The 22,106-nt window shown below is 62.8% G+C and carries 14 protein-coding genes; 4 read left to right on the top strand and 10 right to left on the bottom strand.

Annotated elements, in window-relative coordinates:
• Positions 1-15: 15 nt before the first annotated feature.
• Positions 16-3,090: a response regulator gene (locus O3297_RS26760; protein ID WP_305050955.1), complete on the top strand. Its 3,075-nt coding sequence runs from the start codon at positions 16-18 to the stop codon at positions 3,088-3,090.
• Between the two features lie 71 nt (positions 3,091-3,161).
• Here the strand turns inward: O3297_RS26760 and O3297_RS26755 are convergent, their stop codons facing one another.
• The 5 genes from O3297_RS26755 to O3297_RS26735 form a co-directional block, all read right to left on the bottom strand.
• The gene (locus tag O3297_RS26755; protein WP_176385909.1) at positions 3,162-3,929 is read right to left on the bottom strand and encodes a TOBE domain-containing protein; all 768 of its coding nucleotides are present in this window, start codon (positions 3,927-3,929) and stop codon (positions 3,162-3,164) included.
• Positions 3,930-3,969: 40 nt separating this feature from the next.
• Positions 3,970-4,671, bottom strand: a complete 702-nt coding sequence (locus O3297_RS26750) for a sulfate/molybdate ABC transporter ATP-binding protein (RefSeq protein ID WP_305050954.1) — start codon at positions 4,669-4,671, stop codon at positions 3,970-3,972.
• Positions 4,672-4,675: 4 nt separating this feature from the next.
• Positions 4,676-5,347 (bottom strand): molybdate ABC transporter permease subunit, encoded by a 672-nt coding sequence (modB, locus tag O3297_RS26745; protein ID WP_305050953.1) that lies wholly within the window; start codon positions 5,345-5,347, stop codon positions 4,676-4,678.
• A 17-nt stretch (positions 5,348-5,364) separates the two neighbouring features.
• Complete coding sequence (modA, locus tag O3297_RS26740; protein ID WP_305050951.1) at positions 5,365-6,123, bottom strand: molybdate ABC transporter substrate-binding protein; 759 nt, start codon at positions 6,121-6,123, stop codon at positions 5,365-5,367.
• A gap of 592 nt (positions 6,124-6,715) precedes the next feature.
• The gene (locus tag O3297_RS26735) at positions 6,716-10,846 is read right to left on the bottom strand and encodes an RHS repeat-associated core domain-containing protein (RefSeq protein ID WP_305050949.1); all 4,131 of its coding nucleotides are present in this window, start codon (positions 10,844-10,846) and stop codon (positions 6,716-6,718) included.
• Between the two features lie 212 nt (positions 10,847-11,058).
• Here O3297_RS26735 and O3297_RS26730 point away from each other — a divergent pair, with 212 nt between their 5' ends.
• Both O3297_RS26730 and O3297_RS26725 read left to right on the top strand, forming a co-directional pair.
• Positions 11,059-12,291 carry a putative DNA modification/repair radical SAM protein gene (locus O3297_RS26730; RefSeq protein WP_305050947.1) on the top strand — a complete coding sequence of 411 codons (1,233 nt, stop codon included), beginning with the start codon at positions 11,059-11,061 and terminating at the stop codon, positions 12,289-12,291.
• Entirely contained in the window at positions 12,267-13,751 is a 1,485-nt protein-coding gene (locus O3297_RS26725; RefSeq protein WP_305050945.1) for a UdgX family uracil-DNA binding protein, read from the top strand. The genes O3297_RS26730 and O3297_RS26725 overlap by 25 nt, the downstream gene beginning before the upstream one ends.
• Here the strand turns inward: O3297_RS26725 and O3297_RS26720 are convergent.
• The 5 genes from O3297_RS26720 to O3297_RS26700 form a co-directional block, all read right to left on the bottom strand.
• On the bottom strand, positions 13,703-14,716 hold the full coding sequence (locus O3297_RS26720) for a bile acid:sodium symporter family protein (protein WP_070257873.1): 1,014 nt from the start codon (positions 14,714-14,716) through the stop codon (positions 13,703-13,705). The two genes, O3297_RS26725 and O3297_RS26720, sit on opposite strands and share 49 nt — an antisense overlap.
• Before the next feature lie 213 nt (positions 14,717-14,929).
• Positions 14,930-15,292 carry a BON domain-containing protein gene (locus O3297_RS26715; protein ID WP_034752546.1) on the bottom strand — a complete coding sequence of 121 codons (363 nt, stop codon included), beginning with the start codon at positions 15,290-15,292 and terminating at the stop codon, positions 14,930-14,932.
• 267 nt (positions 15,293-15,559) lie between these two features.
• The gene (locus O3297_RS26710) at positions 15,560-16,927 is read right to left on the bottom strand and encodes a sigma 54-interacting transcriptional regulator (RefSeq protein WP_070257872.1); all 1,368 of its coding nucleotides are present in this window, start codon (positions 16,925-16,927) and stop codon (positions 15,560-15,562) included.
• Entirely contained in the window at positions 16,924-17,466 is a 543-nt protein-coding gene (locus O3297_RS26705; RefSeq protein WP_305050940.1) for a hypothetical protein, read from the bottom strand. The genes O3297_RS26710 and O3297_RS26705 overlap by 4 nt, the downstream gene beginning before the upstream one ends.
• Entirely contained in the window at positions 17,463-18,875 is a 1,413-nt protein-coding gene (locus O3297_RS26700; protein ID WP_070257870.1) for an ATP-binding protein, read from the bottom strand. Before O3297_RS26700 ends, O3297_RS26705 begins: the two co-directional genes overlap by 4 nt.
• Before the next feature lie 283 nt (positions 18,876-19,158).
• On the opposite strand from O3297_RS26700, the gene O3297_RS26695 reads away from it, so the two are divergent.
• A complete protein-coding gene (locus O3297_RS26695; protein WP_305050938.1) occupies positions 19,159-22,029 on the top strand; it encodes an insulinase family protein in 2,871 nt (956 codons plus the stop codon).
• Positions 22,030-22,106 lie beyond the last annotated feature (77 nt).

Genomic DNA, 22,106 nt, shown 5'->3' with positions numbered 1-22,106 from the left:
ACTGAAAAGGAAATCATGAAGCCTCTCGGCATTAAAGCAAAAGTCGCGCTGGCCACCAGCCTGACCTCGATCGCCATGATCGCGCTGGTCACCATGATCCAGGTGCAGCACATGCGCGACGACTTCACCCGAGTACTGCTGAGCCAGCAGTCATCCCTGATCAGCCGCACCGCTGCCGAGCTCGACGACAAGCTGGGCATGCTGCTGCAGATTGTCACCCTGACGGCCAGGCAGCAGCCGCCGGAATTGATCGCCCAGCCCGCCAAACTGCGCGAATACTATGCGCGCCGCTCGATGCTGGTGCTGTTCGACGACGTGCTGGTGCTCGACGCGCATGGCGCCATCGTGGCCGACATGCCGGAAGTGACGGGGCGCGCCGGCATCAACGTCGCCGAGCGCGAGTATTTCCAGACCGTCCTGCGCACGCGCCAGCCCATGATTACCGAGCCGATGCTGGGCAAGTCGAGCGGCATGCCCATCGTGCAGATGGTGGCGCCCGTGCTGGCCGCCGATGGCCAGGTGGCCGGCGTGGTGATCGGCGTGCTGCGCCTGTACAAGGACAATCTGCTGGGCCGCCTGCGCTCGGAAAAGATCGGCAAGAGCGGCTATTACTTCATCCTCACGCGCGGCGCCGTGCCGCGCTATGTGCTGCACCCCGATACCAGCCGTTTGCTGCAGCCGCGCAAGCCGAACGCCAACCTGACGACCACCCAGCTGCTGAAGGAGGATGGCGAAGGCAGCATGGTCAGCACCAACAGCCGCGGCATCACGGCCGTCAACAGCTTCAAGCGCCTGAAATCCGTGAACTGGCTGCTGGCCGCCTCGCTGCCCGTCGAGGATGCCTTCGAACCGTTCGATGGCGTACTGTACCGGCTGGTGCTGTGGAGCATCCTCGCTTCGCTGCTGGCCGCCTTTGTTCTGGGCTTGGTCACCGTACGCCTGCTGTCGCCGCTGGTGCGCCTGCGCGACACCCTGCTGGCCCTGCGCACCAGCGGCAGCCGTTTCACCCCCGTGCCGGTACAGCAGCGCGACGAGATCGGCGAACTGACGGAAGCGTTCAATGGCCTGATGAGCGAACGCGACCGCCTGCAGCAGGAACTCGAAGCGCGCGCGGCGGAGCTGGAGCAGGAACGCGACCGGGCCGAGGCGGCCAACCGCGCAAAGAGCGATTTCGTGGCCAACATGAGCCATGAAATCCGCACGCCCCTCAATGCCGTGCTGGGCATGGTGTATTTGCTGGGCAATACCAGGCTCGACACGGAACAGCGCAAGTACCTGACCATGGTCAGAGTGGCGGGCCAGTCGCTGCTGGGCATCCTCAACGATGTGCTCGACTATTCGAAGATCGAGGCGCGCCGCATGGAATTGTCACCCGTCGAATTCGACCTCGATGAAGTCATGAATACCCTGGCCACGACGATGACGATGAATGCGGGCGAAAAGGAGCTGGAACTGGCCATCGCCGTCGAGCCCGACGTACCGCGGCGCCTCGTGGGCGACGCCCAGCGCCTGCAGCAAATTCTCGTCAACCTGGCCGGCAACGCCATCAAGTTTACCGAGAGCGGCGAAGTGGTGGTGGCCGTCAGCCTGGCCGAGAGCGAAAACGGGCGCGCCTGGCTGCGCTTCGAGGTGCGCGACACGGGCATCGGCATGACGGAACTGCAGCAACAGCAGCTGTTTGCCGCGTTTTCGCAGGGCGACCAGAGCATCACGCGGCGCTTCGGCGGCACGGGCCTGGGCCTGGCCATCAGCAAGCAGCTGATCCACATGATGGGCGGCGACATCGCCGTCGCCAGCAGCGAAGGCAAGGGCAGCCGCTTCTGGTTCAGCGTGCCCTTCGAGATGCTGGCGCAGCCGGCCGAAACGCGGCGCACGCCGGCCCTGGGCCAGCTGCGCCTGCTGGTGGCCGACGACAACCGCACCACGCGCGAACTGATCGTCAAGCTGATCGAGGCGTGGGGCTGGCTGGCCGACGAAGTGGACTCCGGCTTTGCCGCCATCGAACTGTACCGCGAACGCCTGGCGCAGCAGCAGCCGTACGACGTGGTGCTGGCCGACTGGCACATGCCCGTGATGGACGGACTGGCCACGGCCAAGGCCATCCGCCAGGCGGCCAGCGGCCAGCGCCAGCCCATCGTGGTGATGGTCAACGCCTTCGCCCGCAACCACCTGGAGGAAATCTCCAGCGCGGCCGAGGCCGATGTCGTGCTGATGAAGCCGATCACGGGCTCCAGCCTGTTCGATGCCCTGCACCAGGCGCTGATCGCCAAGAATGACGACGGCGAGCAGCGCATCCTGCACCAGCCGCTGGGCACGGAACTGGCCGGCGTGCATTTCCTGCTGGTGGAAGACAATCATTTGAACCAGGCCGTGGCGCGCGGCATCCTCGAACACATGGGCGCCACCCTGGACGTGGTGGGCGATGGCTTGCAAGCCGTGGAACGGCTGCGCACGGAAGCGCTGCGCTACGACATCGTGCTGATGGACATGCAGATGCCCGTCATGGACGGTTTCAGCGCCACCCACATCATCCGCACGGAACTGCGCCTGAACCTGCCCGTGATCGCCATGACGGCCGGCGTGCTGGCGTCCGAGCGCGAGCGCTGCATGACGGCCGGCATCAGCGACTTCATCGCCAAGCCCGTGGTGGTGGAAGAGATGATGGAAGTCATCCTGCGCCACCTGCCCAAGCGTCCGCAAGTACAGGCGGCCGAGCCGGTACGCGTCGCCGATGAAGAAGTGTTTTCCATGGCGCCGCTGATGCGCGTGATGGGACGCGATGCGAAGGGGCGCGGCGTGCTGCGGCGCATGGTGGAAGACGCGCTGAACAAGGGCATGACGCCCGTGCGCGACGCCGAAACAGCGTTGCAATCGGGCCGCCACAGCGACGTGGCGCGCATCCTGCACGGCGTGCGCGGCTCCGTGGGCACCCTGGGCACGAAACGCCTGATCCGCGCCGCGTTCGCCACCGAGGAAGCCATCGACGCGGGCCGCCTGGACGAGGTGCCGGCGCTGCTGGCGCACACGGCGCAGGAACTGGAGCAGGCGCTGGCGGCGGCGACGGATTGGTTGTCCAGGCTGAAGGATTAAGCTCGTTTGAACCCAAGAGATAAAGGCCGGGGTCGTACCCTCAGGGTACGACCCCAGTCCTTGCTTTGGGTTTAGGCGGGCACACCCAGGATCACGCTGGATGCCTTGAAAATCGCCGTCACGCTGCTGCCGATGGCGATGCCCAGGTCGGTGCTGCTCTGGTTGGTGATGATGGCCGCGATCGTGCCGCCGCGCGGCAAGTCAACCACCACTTCCGTGTTGACGGCGCCCGTCTGCACCCGCGTGACGGTGCCGGCCAGCTGGTTGCGCGCGGAAAAGCGCGCGCCTTCGCTGTCCGCCACAAGGATGATGGACGAGGCCTTGATCAGCGCAAACGCTTCCGCGCCCGGCACCAGTCCCAGGCTTGCGCTGCTGCCTTGCGTGACGATGGCGACGATCTGCTGGCCGCCGGGCAATTCCAGGGTGACTTCGTCGTTGACGGCGCCCTGTTTCAGTTCGGCCACCTTGCCCAGGAATTGATTGCGTGCCGTGGTTTTCATGGCCATTCTCCGTATGAGTAAAAGATCGTCGGCGATGCCTTCCGCCTGGCTGCCCAGCTGGCGCAGGTAGCGGGCATGCTCCCGCTCGATGATGCGGAAATTGTCGACCAGCTGGCGCCCCCGCTGAGTCAGCCGCGTGCCGCCGCCGCCCTTGCCGCCCGTCAGGCGCTCGACCAGCGGCTCGCCGGCCAAGTTGTTCATCGCGTCGATGGCGTCCCAGGCCGCCTTGTAGCTCATCTTCACAAGCTTGGCCGCCTGCGTGATGGAGCCGCATTCGGCGATAGCGCCCAGCAATTCCACCCGGCCGGCGCCGCCCAGGTTTTCTCCGCCCACCGTCATCCATACCGAGCCTTGCAAGCCGATTTCCGCTGCCGCTGATTTATCCAATGCGTTCACCCAATGCCATGTGTTCTTCCCTGTTATCGATCTGTCCGTCGCGCAAGTACAGCACATGCTCGCCGAGGATGCGCGCATCTTCCGGATCGTGTGTGATCAGGATCATGGGCACGTCCAGGCGCTGCTGCCACTGGCTCAGTTCCAAACGCATTTTGACACGCAGGGCCGGATCGAGGGCGGCAAACGGCTCGTCGAGCAGCAGCGCGCTGGGCTCGGCCACGAGCGCCCTCGCCAGCGCCACCCGTTGGCGCTGGCCTCCGGACAACTCGTCGGGAAACTGGTGCGCCAGTTCCTGCAAGTGGAAGGCGTCAAGCCAATGCTCGACCTTCTGCAATTTTTCGCGCGCGCGCGGATTGAACCAGCCCCGCGCCAGGCCAAAGCCCACGTTCTGGCGCACCGTCAGGTGCGGAAACAGCGCGTAATCCTGGAACAGGTAGGCGACATTGCGCTGCTGCGGCGGCAGGTTGATGCCGGCGGCGGCATCGAACAGGGTGCGCCCGTTCAGGCGGATATGGCCCGCGTCAGGCGTGAAGAGTCCGGCAATGGCTTTCAGGGTCATGCTCTTGCCTGCGCCGGACGGGCCATACATGGCGATGCGCTGGCTATCGGACGTGCATTGCACTTGCATGTCGAAGCGGCGTTTGCCGGAGCGCAAGGTGGCGCGGAGGTCGAGGTCGAGTTGCATGGCGTTATTTGTGAGCGATGCGTCCGGGCGCCAGGCGGCCGGCCGACAGCAGCACCACGATGCAGACACAGGAGGTAATCAAGACCAGCGTATTGGCGACGTCATCCTGGCCCGCCTGCACAGCTTCATACACGGCCACCGACAGGGTTTGCGTCTTGCCAGGGATGCTGCCGGCCACCATCAAGGTGGCGCCAAATTCGCCCAGGGCGCGCACAAAGCCCAGCAGCACGCCGGCGAGGATGCCGCGCCAGGCCAGCGGCAAGGTCACGCGAAAGAAGATCGCCATTTCCGAAATGCCCAGCACGCGGGCGGCCTGCTCCAGCTGGCCGTCGATGGCCTCGAAGGCGGCGCGCGCCGGCTTGAAGACGAGGGGAAAGGCGACCACGGTGGAAGCGATCACGGCGCCCTGCCAGGTAAAAATCAGGTTGATGCCGAAGCTGTCCTGCAGCCAGACGCCCAGGGTGCCGCGCCGGCCCAGCAGCACCAGCAGGTAATAGCCGAGTACGGTGGGCGGCATCACCATCGGCAGGGTCAACAGGGCGTCGAGCAGCTCGCGCCCGGGAAAACGCGTGCGCGCCAGCACATAGCCCGTACCGATGCCGAGCAGCAAATTGAGCGCCGTGGCCCACGCCGCTACCTTGAGCGACAGGGCCAGCGCGGTCCAAGCGATATCCATGCAGGCGCCTACCTGAATTATGGCTTCTTGAAACCGTACTTGGCGAGGATGGCTTGCGCCGGCGCCGTCTGCAGGTAGCTGACGAAGCGCTTCGCTTCGGCGGCATTGCTGCTGCCCTTGATGGTGGCGATCGGATACAGCACGGGCGCCTCGAGCGGCACGTCCAGCACCACGTTCACTTTATCCTTCATGATGGCCGCGTCGGTGGCGTAGACAAAGCCCGCATCGACTTCGCCGCGCGCCACATAGTCGAGCGACTGGCGCACGTTTTGCGTGCCGATGGCTTTCGGCTGCACGGCTTCCCACAGCTTGGCCTTCTTCAGCGCGCCTTCGGAATAGCGGCCGACGGGCACGCTGGCCGGGTTGGCGATGGCCACGCGGGTCACACTTTTTTGCGTCAGGTCGCCCAGGCTCTTGATGCCCAGCTTGCTATCGTGCGGCACGATCAGCACCAGGCTGTTGCCGACGAAATCCATGCGGTCGGCCGGCAAGACAAGGCCCTGCTTTTGCGCCGCATCCATGGTTTCCTGGTCGGCCGAGGCAAACACATCGACGGGCGCGCCCTTGACGATCTGTTGCAGCAGCACGCCCGAGGCGGCAAAGTTCAAGGACACCTTGCTGCCCGGATACTGCGCCTCATAGCTTTGCGCCGCATCCTTGAACGCATTCGTCAGGCTGGCCGCGGCCGACACCACCACTTCGCCGGCAAAGGCGGAGCTGGCGGCAGTAGCGAGAAGAGCGGTGCCAAGCAGGCGGGCGAGGGAGGTGAGGCGCATGATCGTATCCTTGTAAGTGAACGGTGACAAGGACCGTAATATACACTTATATATAGCGTTCTGCCATTGCGTGGATCAAGCAATGGCAAATCGGAGAAAGAGGAAAATGCAGCCAGCGCCGGGAAAATGGCAGCTGGCTGCGGTATCTCAATACCACCTGACAGCAGAGAATCGATCACCTTTTCCCAGCCTCGCAGGCAATGCTTTTTTTTGCGCGTACGATGCAGAACTTGTCTTAATGCATTGTATTTTTACGCCGCCTGCCTGTCTTCCGACATCGGCACAAACCGTTGCGCATAATTTCTTCCCATCGCCATCGATCGCCCTCTGCTCCAGCGGCATGACGACAGGTTCATCACCCATCGCACGCCAGAGCCTATCGCGGTTTCGGGAACGAGCTCCAGCTTCGCAGAGAGTTCATTGCACCTACTCAGTGGCCCCTTCGCAAGCAGCAACTTCGTAATTCCACCGCCCACCGCGGTCCAGGCAGCTATCAATCGACGCTTCCCGCTTGATCCATATTCCGGCAGCAATGAGCACTGCCGCCAGAAGCAAGAGAACGCCTATAAGAAACGGTCGTTTCATCATTTCCTCAATAAGAATTAGACAAACCGTTAGGGCGGAACGTGCTGCACACGGCCTCACACGTCCCTCCTGAGCGTGCCTCTGAGCGGCCTGCCATATTGGCAACTTGATCGGCTGCCGAAGCACTCGCCGGGTCCAATTTCACGTACTGGTCAACCCCCTCGCGGACGTCCGAGATAACGCAAGCTGTCTTCTCACCGACCCATCCCCTCTGAGTTGCTTCGCAGTTGGCTTTGCAGTGGAAGTACTTGTCAGCGCCAATCGTGTTAGCAGTTCGCATGTCATTGTAATTGCGCGTGAAATCACGTGTGGCACCGGAGATCTGATTAGTGAAACCTGGCATGGGCCAAATGCTGCGCATGAAATCCCGGAACGCAACTGCTCCAGCCGGAGGTTCTAGCCCCGTAGGATCAACGAGACTAACTGGATTGCCACTCACATATGCGTAGGTATTGATTCCCCCAGCCAACCCGATCGGATCGCTCTGCAAATACCTTCCCAGCGATGCATCATAGTAGCGGTGCCAGTTGTACCACAGGCCCGATTCGGCATCATAGTACTGGCCCGGGAAGCCGATATTCAGGCCGCCAATCGTGTCGACGATGACGGCGCGGTCAAATGCGGCATTGGCGGCGCGCCATACAACGGCACCACTGGCATTGCTCATGACTTCGGGACGACCCAGGTGATCGTTATGACTAAAGTAAACCTGGTTGGCACGCGCCAAGCCAATCAGCTCGCCGTTGAACCAGAAATAATGACTGGTTTGCGCTCCCACTTCTGCCAGCAGTTCACCGCCCGGACCATAAATGGCTTGCGTGATGCCACCGGCTCCATCTTTTTGCACGCGCTGGTTCAGCGCATTGGTGCGATAGTCTCCGACATAACGGCCATTGACGATCACGCCACGCATGCGGTTGAATCCATCGTAGGTATAGGAACGGCTGCCATCATGGCGCGATTCGCTGGCCAGCGTGCCCACGGGGTTGTAGCTGAAGTTACGAAACTCGCCATTGCCGCTCCATGATGCGAGCCGGTTGCTGCCGCTATCGAGCACGAAACTATAATTGCTGCCTTTCCTGGCCTGGCCTGTACGATTGCCAGCCTGGTCCCAGGAGAAACTCTGATAGTCGATCCGGCGCGTCACCAGTCCTACGCGGTCAGCAGCATCATAGTCAATTCCCTGATTCATATGCTCATTGCCCGAATCGATCATGGCAATGATCTGATTCGTACTGTTATGGCGATATTCCACGTTTTCCACATTGCCGGAAATGCGCGTAATACGGCCATCCGCATCCAGCGTCACTCTGCGCGGTAAATTATTCCCGTAGCGCCATGCATGAGGCTGGCCGCTGACCGGCTGATACAGGACTGAATCAACGAGTTTCGTCCACACACCGGTCGCATTCGTCAACAGTTCACTCACGCGGCCATAAGCATCGTACGAATAAAAGGTACGCGTGCCCGATGGGTAATGGATGCCCTCCAGGCGACCAGCGGCATCATAGTCCCAGACAGTCGTATAGCTGGTGCCGTATATATTATTGACTTGTACAGTGAGCTGCCCAGATGCGTTGTAGGCGTAGCTGGTGTACCCCGTCAGATCCGTGAAACCAGTCAGGCGCCCCTTGCCAAACCGTCCCTCGTCATAGGTAAATTTCTCGGTTTCACCACTATTACTGCGTGATATTTGACGATCCAGACTATCCAGGGTGTAGCGGGTAACTCTGCCATCGGAACGTGTTTCACTTTCCAGCCGGCCCGCAGCGTCATAGCCATATGTGGTGGTACCCGTGTCCGGACTGACGATGCTGGTCACCTGCCCAAAACCATTATAGGTATAACGCGTTTGCAGCGGGCGCGGATCGGTCACCGATGCCAGCCTGCCTTCGGCATCATAGGCCCTTACGGTTACCCCGCCATCGGCCGCGGTCATCTTGACGAGACGATTCGCGGCGTCATACGCATATGAGGTCGAGCGGCCAGCCGCATCGGTAACGCTCACGAGATTGCCATTGTGATCGTATCGTTTGTCGAGACGCTGACCATTGTTACCAAGCTCGCTGTACGGACGGCCCAGGGTATCCGTTTCCATCGTGGCGCTCAACTCACCGGCAGCAACCGGGACTGGCAGGCCAGCACTCACCTCCGCGTGATGCAGGGCGGAACTCACACGCACGCTGTTGTCGGGAACATTCACCGCAATATGCGTGAATTCCCCCAGTGCATTGCCGACATATTCGACCCGGCCGCCGGCCGTGTATTGATACTGCGTCATGCTGCCGTCCGGATAACTGATGGAACGCACCAGGTCGCCCGCATGATAGGCAAGATGCGTCGTCTGGCTGCCATTGAGCGTCGTTGCCAGCAGGCGGCCCATGTCATCGTAAGCATAGGTACTGGCGACACCATTGCTGTCGGTATAGCTCGATGGGCGCCCCATGCCGTCATGGCCTGCCCACGCTTGCTGGTGGCCCAGCGGATTCGTCATGCCAGTCAGGTTGCCGCGCGTGTCGTAGTCATAGCGCGTGACTGCCGCGCCACCAGGCAGGCTGCGCGATACTGTCCAGCTCGACATGGTGCTGTTCGGATAAAACGTGTACGTGTGCACGAATTTCTTTTGCTTGCCGGTCTTCAGGTCATCCCAGGTTTCGCTCTCGAGCTTTCCCGACGGGGCCCACGCATGGTAGTAGGTATAGCTGACGCGCAAGTAGGCTACGTTGCCCGCATTGCGGTATTCGGTCTTCTCAATTTCATTCCCATTCCAGCTATGCACGACCGTCTGCGCCGCGCCCGTGCCTGCCGCCGTCGTCTGGCTCAGCAGGCGGCCGCCGGCGTCATAGCTGTAGTCCGTCTTGTTGCCATTCCAGTCCAGCGTATAGTCGACGTAGCCGTTGGCATCATACGCGGTGCTGGCGGCCGCCGCGGCGCACGTCGCCGTGCCGGCGCGGGAAACCGATGTCGGCTTCAGCTCGCCACCGATCAGGGCAAACTTGTGGGTGGTCGCTTGTTGACGCGCATCGGTCACCGTCGTTTGATTGACGCCATAGACGAACGTCTCGCGCTCCTCTCCACCCTCGAGGCCGCTTTCGCTGACCCGGCCATCGGCGAAATACGCATAGCGGCCATGGCGCTGCCCATTGATGCTGATCCCCGTCAACAAAACGGGATTGGCCGTCTCGTAGTGATACTCGCGTACCTCCTGGCTGGCTGGCGCCGTGACCTTGGCGAGCATGCCGCTGGCATGGTATTCATAGTTCCAGTCATTGCCCGCCGGATCACGCACGCGGCTCACCTTGCCATTGCCGCCCCAGGTGAACTGGATCAGCTGGCCGCTGCTGTTGCTGACACTGGCAAGCTGGTTGGGATTGGCGCCGTACTGGAAATTGAGTTGCGCGCTAGCACCTTCCATGATGGAGACGATGGCACCCACTTTATTATAGGTATACGTATTGCCATTGGCCCACAGGACCCATCCCATTCCCGGCGTGTAGACCATTTCTCCCCTGCGCGCCGATTTTCCTGACAGGTATAAGTAAGAACCGGCTTTCGGGTCCAAGGTGGAGGGGAACTCGTTTTCCCCGACAAATTGATAATTGGTCGTGCTGCCGGTGGGATCGGTCACCGTCACGGAACGGGGTATGCATCGCCCCGTTCCCGTATTGCCGCAATTCGGTTCATTCAACCTGGGCACATCCACGTTGGACAGCCACTGCGGTCCGAACAGGGTGCCGACCGCATGCTTGCTGCGATAGGTTCGCTTCAGCCCCAGGCCGTACAGGCCCAAGGACTGGAAATCCACCTCAGGCTTGATCTTCTCGCCGGTGGCAATGACCACCGGATGCGCCGTCATGGCACCGCAGCGATTGATATTCGTATTGGCATTCGATGGCGCGGCATCGGTATTGGCGGGGCCTGGCGTGCCGGCACCGCGCGAGGGACGGTTGTAGAGGTCGAACATGTCGCCGGGCCAGCGGCAAAATACACCGCTCATGGCGATGCAGTCTTCATAGGCCTGCCGTTCCCGCTCGGCGGTAACGGTGATGGTGGGCATGGTGTAGCTTTGCGCAAACGGACTCTGGAAGAAGAGGACGAGGAATACTAAAACGAGTTTTTTCTGGAATAGGCTGAACATGAGAGTGAATCGGAGGTATTTTTGGCTAAGCGTCTCAAAGAATGAAACTCCAGCTAACATTGACATGTTAGCACTATATTTCATTGCTTATACGTAATGTCCTTACCGTTTTCAGGCCATTCTTCCATATTCAAAAGACACGGCCCTTTGCAGGCAATGTCGCTGCACATTCCTGATATACTGTATATAAACACAGTATATCAGGGTGAGCCATGGAATTGACGGACAAGCTGGAAATCCTGGCCGACGCGGCCAAGTACGACGCGTCCTGCGCCAGCAGCGGCGCGCCCAAGCGCGATTCCATCGGCAAGGAGGGCTTTGGCGCCACCTCCGGCATGGGCATTTGCCACAGCTATACGCCGGACGGGCGCTGCGTTTCTCTGCTGAAAGTGCTGCTGACGAATTACTGCCTGTACGATTGCCAGTACTGCGTCAACCGCCGTAGTTCGAACGTGCCGCGCGCGCGGTTTACGGTGGCCGAAGTGGTCAAGCTGACGGCCGACTTTTACCTGCGCAACTATATCGATGGCCTGTTCCTCAGTTCCGGCATCATCCAGTCGGCCGACTATACGATGGAGCAGCTGGTGCAGGTGGCGCGCGAGTTGCGCGAGGTGCACCAGTTCCGCGGCTATATCCATCTGAAAACCATCCCGGACGCCGATCCCGCCCTGATCGCGCAGGCGGGCCGCTATGCCGACCGGCTCAGCGTCAATATCGAACTGCCGACGCAAGACAGCGTGCAAAAGCTGGCGCCGGAAAAAAGCGTGCATACGATCAAGCTGGCCATGGGCGCCATCCGCCGCAAGCTCGATGAGAAAGCGGAAGAACCGCGCGCGCCGCGCTTCGCGCCGGCCGGGCAAAGCACGCAAATGATCGTCGGCGCCGACGCCAGCGACGACCAGCAAATCCTCTCCACGGCTGAGACCCTGTACGGCAGCTACAAACTCAAGCGCGTGTATTACTCGGCCTTCAGCCCCATCCCCGACAGCCCGAAAAGCGTGCCGCTGGCGCCGCCGCCCATGCTGCGCGAACACCGGCTGTACCAGGCCGACTTTTTACTGCGCAGCTATGGTTTCCAGGCCAGCGAACTGCTGCCCGCCACGGGCGGCAACCTGGCGCTCGATATCGATCCGAAACTGGCGTGGGCGCTGGCGCACCGCGAACATTTTCCGCTGGACTTGAACCGCGCGGCGCAGCACATGATTGCCCGCGTGCCCGGCATCGGCCTGCGCAACGCGCAGCGCATCGTCGACCTGCGCCAGTTGCGGCAAGTGCGCTACGCCGACCTGTCGCGCCTGCGCTGCAGCATGAAGAAAATCGCCCCCTTCATCATCACGGCCGACTACTTTCCCGCGCGCGACACCACCGCCTCGGAACACCTGCGCCGCGCCATGGCGGAAGCGCCGCAGCAGATGAATTTATGGCCGGAGCTGCAGGCCGCATGAGTACGGTGGTGCGGCTGGCGCAATCGTTCGACGAGTGGCGCGCGGCCGCGCGCGAACTGATCGCGCGCGGCGTGCCGCCTGCCGACGTTGCCTGGCAGTCACAGCCCGGTGATGGCGACCTGTTTTCCTCGACGCCAGATGCGACGGATACCAGCGCGCCACTGCTGCGCCTGCCCCGTTCCCTGGTGGAATTGCTGGAAAGCGCCGCCTGTTTCAACGTGCATGACCGCTGGGCATTCCTGTACCAGGTGCTCTGGCGCTGGCAACTGGACCAGCACGATGTACTTTCTCCCGCCGACGCGGACGGCGCGCGCCTGCACGCCATGGCCAAGGCCGTGCGCCGCGAGGAGCACGATATGCATGCGTATGTGCGTTTCCGCGAACGCAGCAAAGCCGAGGGGGCGCCCCGCTTCGTGGCCTGGTTCGAGCCCACGCACGACGTGCTGCCGCAGGTGGCGCGCCACTTCGCCCGCCGCATGGGATCTGCCAGCTGGATGATCGCCACGCCCGCCGCCAGCATGCTGTGGGATGGCTCGACCTTGCATGCGGGACCGGCTCTGCTGAGCGGAGCGGCCGATATCGACGATGCAGGTGAAGCCTTGTGGCTGACCTACTACCGCAGCATCTTCAATCCGGCGCGCGTCAATGCCGGCCTGCTGCGCAGCCATATCCCCTCGCGCTTCTGGAAGAACTTGCCCGAAGGCGCCATCGTGCCTGCCATGCTCAGCGGCGCCGCGAATGGCGAACGGCGCACGGGCCAGACGGCCAGCGTGGGTCAGCGCAGCGGCGCGACCATGATCCCGGTCTCCGCCGAGCGCGCCCAGCCCGCGCGCGAACTGCCCACCACCCTGGACCAGTGCCGCCGCTGCACGCTGTGGCAGCACGCCACGCAAGCCGTGCCCGGCACGGGGCCTTCTCAGGCGCGCATCATGCTGGTGGGTGAGCAGCCGGGCGACCAGGAAGACCTGGCGGGCTTGCCGTTCGTGGGCCCGGCTGGCGCGCTGCTAGACCAGGCGCTGCAGGAAGCGGGCATGGCACGCGACAGTATTTACCTGACCAATGCCGTCAAGCATTTCAAGTGGGAACCACGCGGCAAGCGCCGCCTGCACAAGACGCCAGCGCAGCGCGAGATCCTCGCCTGCCATGGCTGGCTGGAACAGGAATTGGCCAGCGTAAAACCGCAAGTGATCGTGGCGCTGGGCAGCACGGCATTGAAGTCCATCCTGCAGGACGGCACGGCAAGCATGACGCCGCTGGTCGGCACGCCCATCCGGCACGATGGGCGCTGGGTGGTCGCCGTATATCACCCCTCGTATGTGCTGCGCGCGCCCGATGAGGAGAGTCGGCAGCAGGCTTACGCCGCGATAGTCGAGGGGCTGCGGCAAGCGCTGCTGCTAGGGCAGGATAGCCATCACAGCGTTGAAGCCGGCACTTCCTGCCCCTCATCGCGCCGCGCATAGCGTTGCGCGATCACGGCGCAGATCATCAGCTGAATCTGGTGGAACAACATCAGCGGCAAGATCACCATGCCCAGCGAACGGGTGGAAAACAGCACCTTGGCCATCGGCACGCCGCTGGCCAGGCTTTTCTTCGAGGCGCAAAAGACGATGGCGATTTCGTCTTCCTTGTTGAAACCCAGGCGGCGGCTGATGAAGGTGGAAATGCCCAGCACCAGCGCCAGCAGCAGCAGGCTGATCAAGCCCAGGGCGACCAGGGTTTCCACCGAAATCGTATGCCACAGGCCTTCGCTGACGGCTTCGCTGAAGGCCGTGTAGACCACCAGCAAGATCGAACCCTGATCGACATATTTCAGGGTGGCTTTATGGCGGTCAACCCAACGGCCGATCCAGCGACGCAGGAACTGGCCGGCCAGGAATGGCAGCAGCAGTTGCATGACGATGGACAGCACGGCGTCCACCGACGACTTGCTTTCCGCGCCCTTGGCCACCAGCAAGCCCACCAGGATGGGGGCGAGGAAGATGCCGATGAAGTTCGAGGCCGAGGCGCTGCAGATGGCGGCCGGTACGTTGCCGCGCGCCATGGCCGTCATGGCGATCGATGATTGCACAGTAGAGGGCAGCGCGCACAGGAACAAAATGCCCATGTACAGGTCGGGCGTCAGGAAGGTCAGCGCCAGCGGACGCAGGGCCAGGCCCAGCAGCGGAAACAGGACAAAGGTGCTGGCCAGCACCAGCAAGTGCAGTCGCCAGTGCATGGCGCCGGCCACCACGGCTTCGCGCGACAGCTTGGCGCCATGCAGGAAGAACAGGGCGCCGATGGCAACAGTGGTGATGTTGCCAAAGACCACGGCCGTCTGGCCCGTGCAGGGCAGGAAAGTAGCCAGCCCCACGGTGACGAGCAGGGCGATGGTGAAATTATCGGGTTTCAGATTGCGCAGCAGGGCAGCGGGGGAAAAAGAAGACATTCGGTAGCCTGGTAACGGCGCAGCCTTGCAACAGCATGCTGTGCCGGGGATGACAAACAGCGCCGGGAGCGGCGCCAGTACTGGCTATTCTACCTGTATTGCCCAATTCCTTGCCTGATGGCATGGCCTGGCTTTTCGGCGCAAACCGGACAGACAAAAAAAATGCCCTGTCCGCAGACAGGGCAACCCGGAGTAAAGTACAGCGCGAGGGGATTAACCGGCGGCTTTGACTTTCAGCTCGTTCTTGATTTCTTTCACGCCGCTCACGGAAGCGACGATCTGCACGACGCGGTCACCCGCTTCGGCGCTCGGCACGTCGCCCGACAGGACGACCACACCTTGCTGGGTTGCTACCTTGACTGGCAAGGCAGCGGCTTGCGCATCGGCGCTCAGGGCGGCCTTGGCCGAGGAAGTGATGGTTTCATCAGGGACGGCAGCGGCAGCGTTGGCGGCCACTACGGTGTCAGCAGGAGCTTGTGCTTTTGGGGCGGAGTCAGCTGCATGCGAAGCGGTGATCGAGGCGCCCGACAGTACGATAGCGGCGACCAGGGTATTGAACAGTTTCGATGTTTGCATGGTAGTTCCTCTCAATGAAGTTAAAAGCTTCTTACTTGGATAAAGCAACACTTTGAAGCGTCACATCTACCCATACAGCAAGCACCGTGCCAGCTTTTAAATTTCATTGAAAATCAACGACTTACATTCGAACTCGATTTTTCCAGCGTATTTCGCAGCGATCTGGCCGGAAAAACGGGGTTTTTTGTCGCCTGACAGCGACAGCTTGTGGCAAGACCGTCAATGTTTTACGCCAAGCCCCTGATTTTCAAGGCTTTATTTTTGTCGCTATTCAGCGACAGGGTCGCCGTCAAGCCGGAACAGGGCCGGCGTCAGCTCGTATTTCTGTAATAAACGGTAGAACTCCGTGCGGTTGCGGTCGGCCAGGCGGGCCGCGTCGGCCACGTTGCCGTCCGTCAGGCGCAGCAATTGAATCAGGTAGTCGCGCTCGAAGCGCTGCTTGGCTTCGTTGTAGCTGAGCGCCTCCAGGGACGGCACGCGCAGCGCGCGCTGCACCAGGGACAAGGGCACCAGCGGCGCCGTGGCCAGCGCGCACACTTGCTCGACGACATTGACCAACTGGCGCACATTGCCGGGCCATGGCGCGGCCACCAGGGCAGTCAAGGCATCGGGCGCGAAGCCATTCAGGGGTTTCTGGTACTTGGCCGCCAGTTTCTGCAGGAAATGGTTCGCCAGCAGGGAGATATCTTCGCGGCGCTCGGCCAGCGGCGGCAGGGTCAAGGTCACCACGTTCAGGCGGTAATACAAGTCTTCGCGGAATTGCCCCTCCTGCATGGCCACGTCCAGGTCGCGGTGCGTGGCGGACAGAAGCCGCACGTCGACCGGACGCGTCTGGTCGGCGCCCACGGGGCGCACGGCCCGTTCCTGCAGCACGCGCAGCAGTTTCACCTGCAGCGGCAAGGGCATGTCGCCGATCTCATCTAAAAACAGGGTGCCGCCATCGGCCGCCTGGAACAAGCCTTCGCGGTTGCCGACGGCCCCCGTAAACGAGCCTTTGACGTGGCCAAACAGTTCCGATTCCAGCAGCTGCTCGGGAATGGCGCCACAGTTGACCGCAATGAACGGCGCCTTGGCGCGGCGGCTGGCGTTGTGCAGCGCGCGCGCCAGCAATTCCTTGCCCGTGCCGGAGGGTCCGCGGATCAGGATGCTGGCGTCCGATCCCGCCACCAGCTTGGCTTCGGCCAGCAGTTCGGCCATCTGCGAACTGCGGCTGATCAACTCGGCACGCCAGCTCTCGTCGCCGGATGCCGCGGCCGGCATGACGGTGGACAAGTTGATGGCATACGCCACTTTTTCCATCAGCAGCTTGCCGTCGAACGGCTTTGTCAGATACGCAAACGCGCCGCGTGCCGTCGCGTCGACGGCGTCGGGGATGGTACCGTGCGCCGTCAAGAGAATCACGGGCAGGGCCGAATGCTGGCGGCGGATTTCATCGAACAAGGCCAGGCCGTCGCGGCCCGGTAATTGCACGTCGGTAATGACCAGGGCCGGCAATTCCACGGCCAGGCGCGCCAGTGCCGCTTCCGCGCTGCCCACGGCCGTGACCCGATAGTTGCCCGCCTTCAGGCGGATGGTCAGCAGGCGCAGCAGGTCGGGATCGTCGTCGACCAATAGAATGTGGGCGTGCTCGCTCATTTCGGCGCTCCCGCGGCAGGGCGCACGGACAGGCTGCGCTCGATGTTTTTCAGTGCTTCCAGTTTTTCATTGAGCTGGTCGATGCGGCGCTGGGCGTCGCGCAACTGCGTGTTGAGCTTGTCGATGCTCTCATCCTGGCGGCGCAGCTCCGCATACTGGCTGCCGAGCAATTGCGCCAACGGTGCCAGCAATTGCGCGTCCTTGCCCGTGGCCGTGGCCAGCGGTTCCAGCAAGGCTTGCGCGCGGGCCAGGTCGCCGGGACCACGCAAGGCCGCTTGCAGCATGGCGCGGCGCAGCGTGTTGTGCGGCGCGTGATCGGCCTTGGCCAGGTCCAGCTGCGCTTTCACCAGTTCCGACGGCGTCATCAGGCGCAAGGCGCCTTGATACGCCAGCAATTCGGTCAGCTGGGGATCGGCCACCACCACCACGCGCGGCGGCGTTTGCACCAGCACGGGCGTCTGGATGGGGGGCTTGGCGGCGCAAGCACCCAATAGCAGCGCGCTGGCGGCCATGCCGGCCAGGGAAATTCTCGTCATCATAAGGGCAGTTCTATCCGAAAATGCGCGCCGGCGGGGCGCGGTAAAAGAGTGACGCTGCCATCGTGGGCGGCGATATATTCGCGTACGATGGACAGGCCGATGCCATTGCCGTTGCGCGCGCCGGCCGCCTGGCGCACTCCCTGGTAAAACGGTTCAAAAATCCGCGCGGCATCCTCGGGCGCCACGCCGGCTCCTTCGTCGATGCAGTCGATGCGCACGCGGCCGCCTTCGCAAGACAGGGTAAACCGTACGGTGCCGCCTTCCGGGCTGAAGCGCACGGCATTCGACAGCAGGTTCGCCAAGGCCGTCGCCAGCTTGTCGCGGTCGGCCTGCACGATCAGGGACTCGCCCTGCACCTCGACCGTCAAACGGCGCGCCAGCCATTGCAGGCGCTGCCCGGCCACCACATCTTGCAGCAAGACCAGCAAATCGACCTTGCTGTGCGCCAGGTGCTGGGCGTCAAAAGCGGCGGTATTGTAGCGCAGCAAGTCTTCGATCTGGGTTTGCAGCGAGGCCGTGTTTTGCTGCAGGATGCCGGCGATTTCGCGCTGGCTGTCGCTAAGCTTGCCGGCCACCTCGTCTTCCAGCAAGGCCACGCCTTCGCGCAGGGCAGCCAGCGGCGTTTTCAGCTCATGCGAAATGTGGCGCAGAAAACGCTCCTTGTCGGCATCGAGATCGGCCAGGCGCTGGCGCAGCCAGTCGAGCTGCTGGCCCAGGCGGCGCGTATCGGCCGGTCCGCCGACGACGATGGGCTGGTCGTAGCGCTTGTCGCCCAGGCGCTCGATGGCCGTCTCGATGCGGCGCAGCGGGCGCGACAGCAAGAAGCCAAAGCAGGTGGCCAGCACGGCCGCCAGCAGCACGGCGCCGCCCACCAGCACGCCCAGCAGGCGGCGCTGGCGTTCCAGCTCGGCCAGCAGGGCGTCGTTGCGGCTGCCGATTTCCGTCTTGCTTTCGCGCGCCAGGCTGTCATTGATCTGCGTCATGCGGGCAAACGCGCGGTACACGACGGCATGGCCATCGCGCTTGCGGCGCTTACCCGCTTGCAAGACTTCCCACGCCGATTGCGCCTGCACCGTCCATTCGTCGGCCAGCTGGGGAGCGAACTCGGGCGTGGCACGGTTCAGCACTTGCAGCGCCGCCGTCGCTTCGTCGCGGGCCGCCGCGTAGCGCTCGCGGAACACGGGGTCGTCGAGCACGAGGAATTGGCGCGCGCTGCGCTCCATGGCCAGCGTGCGCTCGGACAGGCGCTGCGACTGTTCCGTCAAGGCAATCGCCTGCGCCGCCGTCTCGCGCCCCAGCCGCGCCAGGTGTTCCAGGGTCAGCAAGGCTTGCACGGAGGTGGCCGTCAAAATGCCCGTCGTCAAAATGAAGGCGGCAAATAACAGTTGGCGAAAGGAAAGTCGGGACAAGGTAGGCGCCTTCGGGTCAGTCTGGACAGCAAAAGGCGCATGGTACGCTAAGCTTTCATTCGGAGACGCCAGCCACCGAAATATAATCTATTTTGCAACACTGTCGCTTTTCCAGCCGCCAGCACGGCCCCGGCGGCGGCGCACGAATACTCCTAGTACAATAGGGAAAAGCTTCATACAGGCATCAAACTGAGGCCCGCCCTGGCATTGCGCCAGTTTGCCCCCATATGTGATGCAGCCCCACCGACACTCCGAATCACCTACCGCAGAGATCCCATACCGCATGAGCACATTTGAAAAAGTCAGCAGCAACTTCATTCCAGTCTTGCAGGCAACCATCGAGCAATATGTCGAGCCAGCAACGGGCATGCGCCATATCCACATGCATACCGAGCAGGCTGAGATGGTGTTCCTGGTGGCCTTTCCCACTGTGCCGGAAGTGAGCGACGGGCGCGCCCACATCCTCGAGCACCTGGCCTTGTGCGGCTCGTCCCGCTACCCGGTGCGCGACCCCTTCTTCTCGATGCTGCGCCGCTCGACGGCCACGTTCATGAATGCGATGACCTATCCGGACCGCACCGTGTACCCGTTCGCCAGCACCGACCGCAAGGATTTCTTCAACTTGCTCGACGTGTACCTGGACGCGGCCTTCTTCCCGAACCTCGACTACCTGAATTTCCGCCAGGAAGGCTGGCGCCATGCGTTCGAAGGCGACAAGCTCGTGTACCAGGGCATCGTCTTCAATGAAATGAAGGGCGCTTTCAACAGCCCCATGCGCGCGCTCGACAGCGGCATCGCCAGCGCCTTGCTCAAGGGCACGACGTATGAAGTGGAGTCGGGCGGCGATCCGCTGGTGATCCCGGAACTGACGCATGCCATGCTGAAAGAATTCCACGCCAGCCACTACCATCCGTCGCAAGCCGTGATCATGACCGCCGGCAATATCGAAGCGTCGGCCGTGCAGGAACAAGTCGCCGAGCGCGTGCTGTCCAAGCTCAGCGGTTTCTCCGAACGCCGCCTGCCGCAGCTGGCGCCCGCGTGGACCGCGCCGCAGGAAAACATCGTCAAGATTCCGTCGCAGGAAGCGCGCGACGATGAGTTCGGCCTGCAATTCGCCTGGCTGATGGGCGAGTCGAGCGACCCCATCGCGTACTACCACGCGCATCTGCTGTCGCACGGCTTGCTGGGCGAATCGTCGGCGCCCGTCATGCGCGCCATGGAATCGGCCGGCTATGGCCGCCCATCGGATATGAATGGCCGCGACGCAGGCATCCGCCAGATGGTGTTCCACATCGGCATGGAAGGCTTGACGCAGGAACAGATCGCCGATGCGCACCAGCGCATCTGGACGGCCCTGGAAGAGACGGCGGAAGAGGGTATTCCCGCCGCCGTGCTGCACGCGGCCTTGCGCGACATCAAGTACAGCCAGCGCGAAATCAGCAGCGGCCGCATGCCATACGGCCTGGGCCGCTTGCTGCACGCCTTGCCGCTGGCCATGTACGGCGGCGACGTGATGGATGCGTTCGACAACGCGGCCATCCTGGAAACCCTGGAACAGCAGATCGAAGACCCGGAATTCTTCAAGCAGCTGGTGCGCGAGCTGATCGCCAATCCGACCCGTTTGACCACCCACGTGGTGCCCGACAGCGCCTACTTCACGGACCGCGCCGCGCAGGAAGACGCCAAGCTGGCGGCCCTGCAAGCGACGCTGACGGATGCCGAACGCGAGCACATCATCGCCGAGTCCGCCGCGTTGGAAGCGCATCAGCAACTGCCATCGAATTCCGAAGTCTTGCCGCGCATCCGCCCAGGCGACGTCAGCGCCTTGCCGCGCCCGGCCCTGCCGATTCCCCCGGCCGTCGACGGCGCCGTGGCGTTCAGTATCGCCTCGAACGGCATCAGCTATGCCAACGTGCTGTACGACGTGTCGAACCTGCCGGAAGCGTCGTGGCCCTGGCTGCGCCTGTACACGGACCTGGCGCCGGAACTGGGCGTGGGCGACATGTCGTTCGACGATGCCAGCGCCTGGCGCCAGAGCATGGTCCCCTCGTTCCACATCGGCCTGGAAGCCATTCCCCGCCCGCAACAAGCGATGCGCGTGGAATTGTCGTTCTCGGCCAGCGGATTGCGTGAAGAACACGCGGCGATCGCCGCCGTGCTGTCGGCCTGGATCGCCAAGCCCCGCTTCGATGAAGAAGAACGCCTGGCTTTCCTGATCGAAAGCCTGGTGCAGGACAAACTCTCCAGCCTGGCCGAATCGGGCAACCGCTACGCCATGCTGGCCGCGGCGGCACCGCTGTCGCCCACGCGCCGCTTCGACGACATCGTCGGCGGCCCGGCAGCGCTGCCGTTCTACCGCCGCTTGCAGCAATTGAGCAAGACGTCGGCAGGCTTGCAGGAAATCGCCCGCGAACTCGACACCCTGCACGCGCACATCATCGCCCAGCAGCCGACCGTACTGTGCGCAGGCCTGGAGCAAGATGGCATCACCCTGGCCCGCTTGCTGGAATTGCCGGTAGCCAGCGCCGATGCCACGACGCCAAGCGACACGGCAACGCCAACTGCCTTGCCGCTGGCCAACACGGCCCTGCATGCGACGAGCCAGATCAACCATTGCTTCGTTTCCTGGGCCGTGCCTGGCGTGCACAATCCGGATGCTTCGGCCCTGGCCGTGGCCGCCGAACTGATGACCAACCAGGTGCTGCATACGGCCCTGCGCGAAAAAGGCGGCGCGTATGGCGGCAGCGCCAGCTATGCGGCCGGCGCCGGCACGTTCACGTTGAGTTCCTACCGCGATCCGCGCCTGGCCGGCACGTTCGCCGACTTCGGCACGACCCTGGATCAAATCCTCGACGGCGATTTCTCGCAGGAACAAGTGGAAGAAGCCATCATCTGCGTCATCAAGGGCCTCGACAAGCCGCACTCGCCATACGCGGAAGCGCTGACGGCGTGGAACATGCAGCAGCGCGGCACGACGGAAGCCGTGCGCCAGCAATTCCGCACCGGCGTGCTCAATTGCACCCTGGCGCAGATCAAGGCTGTCACGCGCACCTGGCTGAAGAACGGCCAGCCGAGCCGCGCCGCGTTTGCGGGCAACACGACGCAAGACCTGGCCGGCCTGGAAGTGGTCGATTTATTGGCGCTGGCTTCCTGAGCTGGCCGGAGACGTCGGATTACGCGCGGCGTTGCCGCGCTAATCCGACCTACCCGATCTGTCGCGTAGGTCGGCTT

Source organism: Janthinobacterium sp. SUN128 (genome assembly GCF_030587275.1).
Taxonomy (GTDB): domain Bacteria; phylum Pseudomonadota; class Gammaproteobacteria; order Burkholderiales; family Burkholderiaceae_D; genus Janthinobacterium; species Janthinobacterium lividum.
Note: the sequence above shows the minus strand (reverse complement) of the source record. Positions and strands in the feature narration are given on the sequence as shown.

What these genes read in the sequence shown, in the direction of transcription:
- O3297_RS26760 (WP_305050955.1), top strand. Translation starts at nt 16, where the DNA reads ATGAAGCCTCTCGGCATTAAAGCAAAAGTCGCGCTGGCCACCAGCCTG.
- O3297_RS26755 (WP_176385909.1), bottom strand. Translation starts at nt 3,929, where the DNA reads ATGACGGTGGGCGGAGAAAACCTGGGCGGCGCCGGCCGGGTGGAATTG.
- O3297_RS26750 (WP_305050954.1), bottom strand. Translation starts at nt 4,671, where the DNA reads ATGCAACTCGACCTCGACCTCCGCGCCACCTTGCGCTCCGGCAAACGC.
- modB (WP_305050953.1), bottom strand. Translation starts at nt 5,347, where the DNA reads ATGGATATCGCTTGGACCGCGCTGGCCCTGTCGCTCAAGGTAGCGGCG.
- modA (WP_305050951.1), bottom strand. Translation starts at nt 6,123, where the DNA reads ATGCGCCTCACCTCCCTCGCCCGCCTGCTTGGCACCGCTCTTCTCGCT.
- O3297_RS26735 (WP_305050949.1), bottom strand. Translation starts at nt 10,846, where the DNA reads ATGTTCAGCCTATTCCAGAAAAAACTCGTTTTAGTATTCCTCGTCCTC.
- O3297_RS26730 (WP_305050947.1), top strand. Translation starts at nt 11,059, where the DNA reads ATGGAATTGACGGACAAGCTGGAAATCCTGGCCGACGCGGCCAAGTAC.
- O3297_RS26725 (WP_305050945.1), top strand. Translation starts at nt 12,267, where the DNA reads ATGGCCGGAGCTGCAGGCCGCATGAGTACGGTGGTGCGGCTGGCGCAA.
- O3297_RS26720 (WP_070257873.1), bottom strand. Translation starts at nt 14,716, where the DNA reads ATGTCTTCTTTTTCCCCCGCTGCCCTGCTGCGCAATCTGAAACCCGAT.
- O3297_RS26715 (WP_034752546.1), bottom strand. Translation starts at nt 15,292, where the DNA reads ATGCAAACATCGAAACTGTTCAATACCCTGGTCGCCGCTATCGTACTG.
- O3297_RS26710 (WP_070257872.1), bottom strand. Translation starts at nt 16,927, where the DNA reads ATGAGCGAGCACGCCCACATTCTATTGGTCGACGACGATCCCGACCTG.
- O3297_RS26705 (WP_305050940.1), bottom strand. Translation starts at nt 17,466, where the DNA reads ATGATGACGAGAATTTCCCTGGCCGGCATGGCCGCCAGCGCGCTGCTA.
- O3297_RS26695 (WP_305050938.1), top strand. Translation starts at nt 19,159, where the DNA reads ATGAGCACATTTGAAAAAGTCAGCAGCAACTTCATTCCAGTCTTGCAG.